This window comes from Cellulomonas massiliensis JC225, from assembly GCF_000312005.1.
Classification (GTDB): Bacteria; Actinomycetota; Actinomycetes; order Actinomycetales; family Cellulomonadaceae; genus Cellulomonas; species Cellulomonas massiliensis.
The window spans coordinates 2,123,111-2,128,168 of record NZ_HE978588.1 but is presented as its reverse complement, the minus strand read 5'-3'; the positions used below and the strand labels follow the sequence as shown (position 1 = coordinate 2,128,168).

Sequence of the window (5,058 nt, the reverse complement as noted above, 5' to 3'; positions counted from 1 at the left end):
CGTCCGCGCCGGGCGCTCGGCCTCGGCGGGGGCGTCGGCCGCGGGCTCGACGGTCGTCCCGGACGCGGCGCCCTCGGTCGAGGCGTTCTCGGCGGCGGGCGCCTCGACGGGCGTCGGGGCCGTGGCGGCGCGGGTGGCGCGGCGGCGGCGGGGTGCGGCGGGGGCCTCGACCCCCGTGGACTCGACAGCGGCGTCGTCGGGGGTGTTCGTGGGGGTCACGCGCGGTGCTCCTGGGTACCGGGGACCCACCTCCACACGTGTGGTGGTCCCCGGTCGGTCGGTCGTCGGCGCGGTGGCGCCGACGGAAGTCGTCGGTCGTGGTCGCTGCACCTGGCGGGGCCGTCGCCTGCCCGGTCCGGTCCGGGCGCCTGGTGGGCGCCTCGGGACCATCGGGCGGCGGCTGGCGCGCGCGCTCTGGTGCTGCGAGCTCACGGGCCCGGAGACGGTGTGGTCGCCCCTGGGCCGCGGTCAGTATCGCACAGCACTCCCCCGTCGGCCCGGTGCGGCGCCCGGCCGGACGGACGTGTCGGACGTCCCGCCGGGGGCTGCGCCGGGGCCGTCGTGCCCGCCCTCGTACGACGCCCGGCGGCGGCCGCCCGGCCCGCGTCCGGGCCGCCCGCGGCCGACTGTTGCCGATCTCACGTCTTGCTGACGCCATGTCGGTATCCAGGACCTAGGTCCCAGGGGGAGACTGGAGGCCAGTCCCTAGCGTCGTGCCAGGTCGGGACCCCAGCGCCGACCGTCGCACCAGGACCCGGAGCATCCACGTGGACGTACTCGACCTCGCCCGGTGGCAGTTCGGCATCACGACCGTCTACCACTTCATCTTCGTCCCGCTGACGATCGGTCTGTCGACCCTCGTCGCGATCATGCAGACCGCCTGGGTCCGCACCCGGAACGAGCGGTGGCTGCGGCTCACCAAGTTCTACGGGAAGCTCCTCCTCATCAACTTCGCGATCGGTGTGGCCACCGGCATCGTGCAGGAGTTCCAGTTCGGGATGGCCTGGAGCGAGTACTCGCGCTTCGTCGGCGACGTCTTCGGCGCACCGCTGGCGATGGAGGCCCTCGCGGCGTTCTTCGTCGAGTCGACGTTCCTCGGCCTGTGGATCTTCGGCTGGGACAAGCTGCCGAAGCGCATCCACCTCGCGTGCATCTGGGCCGTGGCGGTCGCGACGACCGTCTCGGCGTACTTCATCCTCGCCGCGAACTCCTGGATGCAGCACCCCGTGGGCATCGTCTACAACGAGGAGCTCGGCCGGGCGGAGATGGTGGACATCGGCGCCGTCCTGTCCAACCCGACCGTCCTGGCGGCCTTCCCGCACACCATCTCGGCCGCGTTCCTCACGGCCGGCACGTTCGTCGCGGGCATCGGCGCGTGGTGGATGGTCCGGCTCGCGCGCCGCGGCCAGCAGGAGAAGGCGCGCGACGTCTACCGTCCCGCGGTCGTCCTCGGGCTCGTCGTCATGCTCGTCGCCGGCGTCGGCGTGGCCCTGTCGGGCGACTGGCAGGCGAAGATGATGTTCGACCAGCAGCCGACGAAGATGGCCGCGGCCGAGGCGCTGTGCGCCGACAGCCCGAACGGCGCGGCCTTCTCGCTGCTGGCGATCGGCGACCTGACGAACAACTGCGAGAACGTCTCGCACGTCCTGGCGATCCCGGGGCTCACGTCGTTCCTCGCGACGGGCGACTTCAGCGCGCCGCTGCCCGGCACCGCGTCGCTGCAGGAGAGCTACGCCGAGCAGTTCGGCGCGACCGACGAGGCCGGCGACGAGATCAGCTACATCCCGAACCTCGCCGTCACCTACTGGGCGTTCCGCCTCATGATCGGGTTCGGCCTCGGCTCCGCCGCCCTCGCGCTCGCCGCGCTGTGGTTCACGCGCCAGGGCCGGGTGACCGACAGGAAGTGGGTCGGCACGCTGGGCGTGCTGGCGGTCTTCACGCCGTTCCTCGCGTCGGCGTTCGGCTGGATCTTCACCGAGATGGGCCGCCAGCCGTGGGTCGTGTACCCCAACCCGAACCCGTCCGGTGTCGACGGCGTCTGGATGCTCACGGCGAACGGCGTCTCGACGGTCCCCACGACGTTCACGATGTGGCTCTCGATCTCCGTCTTCACGCTGCTCTACGGCGTGCTCATGGTGGTCTGGTACAAGCTCATGCACCGCTACGCGGTCGAGGGGGTCGCGGACACCGAGAAGGACCCCAGCCCCGAGGCCCGCGGCGACGACCGGGCCGACGCTCCCCTGTCCTTCGCGTACTGAGAGCCGAGGTACAACGACCGTGGATCTCCCCATCGTCTGGTTCGTGCTCATCGCCGTCCTCTGGACGGGCTACCTCGTGCTCGAGGGCTTCGACTTCGGCGTCGGCATGCTGCTCGGCGTCCTGCCGCGCCGCAAGAAGGACGACCCCGCGCAGAACGAGAAGGAGCGCCGGGTCATGATCAACACGATCGGCCCGGTCTGGGACGGCAACGAGGTGTGGCTGCTCACCGCGGGCGGCGCGACCTTCGCGGCGTTCCCCGAGTGGTACGCCACCCTGTTCTCCGGGTTCTACCTGCCGCTCCTGCTGATCCTCGTCGCGCTCATCGTGCGCGTCGTCGCGTTCGAGTGGCGCGGCAAGATCGACGACCCGCGCTGGCGCGCCTGGGCCGACCGCGCGCTCATGTTCGGCTCGTGGCTGCCCGCCGTGCTGTGGGGCGTCGCGTTCGCCAACATCGTGCGCGGCGTCGAGCTCGACGCGGAGCACCAGTACGTGGGCGGCTTCTGGGCGCTCCTGAACCCGTTCGCCCTGCTCGGCGGCGCGGTGACGGCCTCGATCTTCCTCACGCACGGCGCGGTGTTCCTCGCGCTGAAGTCCGACGGGATCGTCCGCGAGAAGGCGGCCCGGTTCGCGGCGCGCTCGTCCGTGGTGACGGTCGTCGTCGCCGGGGCGTGGGCCGTGTGGCTCCAGATCGCCTACTCCGAGCGGGGCTGGACGTGGGCCGCGGTCGCGGTCGCCGCCGTCGCGCTGGTGCTCGTCGTGCTGGCGACGCGGGCGCGCCGGGAGGGCGTGGCGTTCGTCGCGTCGGCGGTCGCGATCGTCGCCGCCGTCGTGCTCATCTTCGGGTCGATGTTCCCGGACGTCATGCCCGCGTTCGACCCCGCGCACTCGCTCACCGTCGACAACGCGTCCTCGTCGGACTACACGCTGACGATCATGACCTGGGTGGCCGTCGCCCTCACGCCGCTGGTCCTGCTCTACCAGGGCTGGACGTACTGGGTGTTCCGCAAGCGCCTCACGGTGGACCACATCCCCGCGCCCACCGGCCTGAGCCTGGCCTCGCCCGCGGACGCGTCGCCCACGGCGGGGGCCGGCTCCGGCCCGGCGTGAGGCCGCTCGACCCGCGCCTGCTGCGGCACGCGCGCGCCGCCCGGGGGTACCTCGCGCTGACGGTCGCGCTCGGGCTCGTCACCGCGGCGCTGGTCGTCGCGCAGGCGCTCCTGCTGGCGGACGCGCTCGGGCGGGCCGTGTCGCAGGGCGCGACGCTCGCCGACGTGCGGCCCGCGGTCCTCGGCCTGGCGGCCGTCGTCGCGGCGCGGGCCCTCGTCGCGGCCACGCAGGAGCGCTGGGCGCACCGGGCGGCGACGCGCGCGGTGAACGAGCTCCGGGAAGGCGTCGTCGCGCACGCGGCGGCCCTCGGGCCCCGGTGGCTCGCGGACGGTCACGGACCCCGGGTGGTCACGCTGGCGACCCGCGGCCTCGACGCGCTCGAGCCGTACTTCGTCCGGTACCTGCCCCAGCTCGTGCTGGCCGCCACCGTGACCCCGGCGACCCTGCTCGTCGTCCTCGGCCTGGACTGGGTGTCGGCCGCGGTGCTGGTCGCCGTGCTGCCGCTGGTCCCGGTCTTCATGGTGCTCGTCGGCCGCCTCACCGAGGGACGCTCGGCGCACGGGCTGGCCACCATGCAGCGGCTCGGCTCGCAGGTGCTCGACCTGCTCGCCGGCCTGCCGACGCTGCGCGCGCTCGGCCGCGAGCGCGGACCCGTCGCGCGCGTGCGCGCCCTCGGGGACGCGCACCGCCGGGCGACGATGGGGACGCTGCGGATCGCGTTCCTCTCCGGCCTCGTGCTGGAGCTGCTGACGACGCTCTCCGTCGCCCTCGTCGCCGTCGGCATCGGCCTGCGGCTCGTGCACGGCGGCCTCGACCTCGTGACCGGCCTGGCGGTCCTCGTCCTGGCGCCCGAGGTCTTCCTGCCGCTGCGGCAGGTCGGTGCCCAGTTCCACGCGTCGACGGACGGCGTGGCGGCCGCCGACGAGGTGTTCCGGGTGCTCGGCACGCCGGTGCGCCGCCGCGGCTCGCGCCCGGCGCCCGACCTCGCGCGGACGGTCGTCCGCCTGGAGGGGGTGGGGGTGCGCTCCCGCGGCGGGCTGACGCCGGCGGGGCTCGACGCGCAGGTGCGCCCCGGCCGGGTCCTGGCGCTCGTCGGGCCGAACGGCGCGGGCAAGTCGACGGCCGTCGACGCGCTGCTGGGGCTGCTCGACCCCGACGAGGGACGCGTGCTCCTCGGCGACGTCGACCTGCGCGACGTCGACCCGGCGACGTTCTGGGCGCAGGTCGCCTGGCTCCCCCAGCGCCCCGTGCTCGAGCCGGGCACCGTGGCCGACGCGGTCGGCGGCCCGGCCGACGCCCGGGCGGCGGCGGCGCGCCTCACCGGGCTCGACGCCGTGCTCGCGCAGCTGCCGGCGGGGTGGGGCACGCCGCTGGGCCGCGGCGGCGAGGGCCTGTCGCTGGGCCAGCGGCAGCGCGTGGCCCTGACGCGGGCGCTGCTGTCCGACGCCCCGCTGGTCGTGCTCGACGAACCGACGGCGCACCTGGACGCGGGCGGCGAGGCCGTCGTCCTGGCGACGGTGCGGGCGCTGCGCGACGCGGGCAGGACCGTCGTGCTCGTCGCCCACCGCGCGTCGCTCGTCGCGCTCGCGGACGACGTGGTCGAGGTGCGCGCCGAGCGCGACGTCGTGGAGGCGGCCGCATGAGCCCCCGCGCGGCCACGGGGCTGCTCGCGCGCGGCGCCGCCGACCCGAC

Annotated in this window: 4 protein-coding genes; 3 read left to right on the top strand and 1 reads right to left on the bottom strand. The window is 74.6% G+C overall.

Features of this window, described 5'->3' with window-relative positions; all coding sequences use genetic code 11:
• Positions 1-219, bottom strand: a 219-nt coding sequence (locus HGCM_RS19885; RefSeq protein ID WP_019136724.1) for a hypothetical protein, incomplete at its 3' end; no start/stop codon positions are given.
• A 548-nt stretch (positions 220-767) separates the two neighbouring features.
• Between HGCM_RS19885 and HGCM_RS10115 the strand changes: the two genes are divergently transcribed.
• The 3 genes from HGCM_RS10115 to cydD are packed head-to-tail and all read left to right on the top strand — an operon-like array spanning position 768 to position 5,009.
• Positions 768-2,258 (top strand): cytochrome ubiquinol oxidase subunit I, encoded by a 1,491-nt coding sequence (locus tag HGCM_RS10115; protein WP_019136723.1) that lies wholly within the window; start codon positions 768-770, stop codon positions 2,256-2,258.
• 19 nt (positions 2,259-2,277) lie between these two features.
• Entirely contained in the window at positions 2,278-3,366 is a 1,089-nt protein-coding gene (gene cydB, locus HGCM_RS10110; RefSeq protein WP_019136722.1) for a cytochrome d ubiquinol oxidase subunit II, read from the top strand.
• Entirely contained in the window at positions 3,363-5,009 is a 1,647-nt protein-coding gene (cydD, locus tag HGCM_RS10105; RefSeq protein WP_019136721.1) for a thiol reductant ABC exporter subunit CydD, read from the top strand. Before cydB ends, cydD begins: the two co-directional genes overlap by 4 nt.
• Positions 5,010-5,058: the final 49 nt, after the last annotated feature.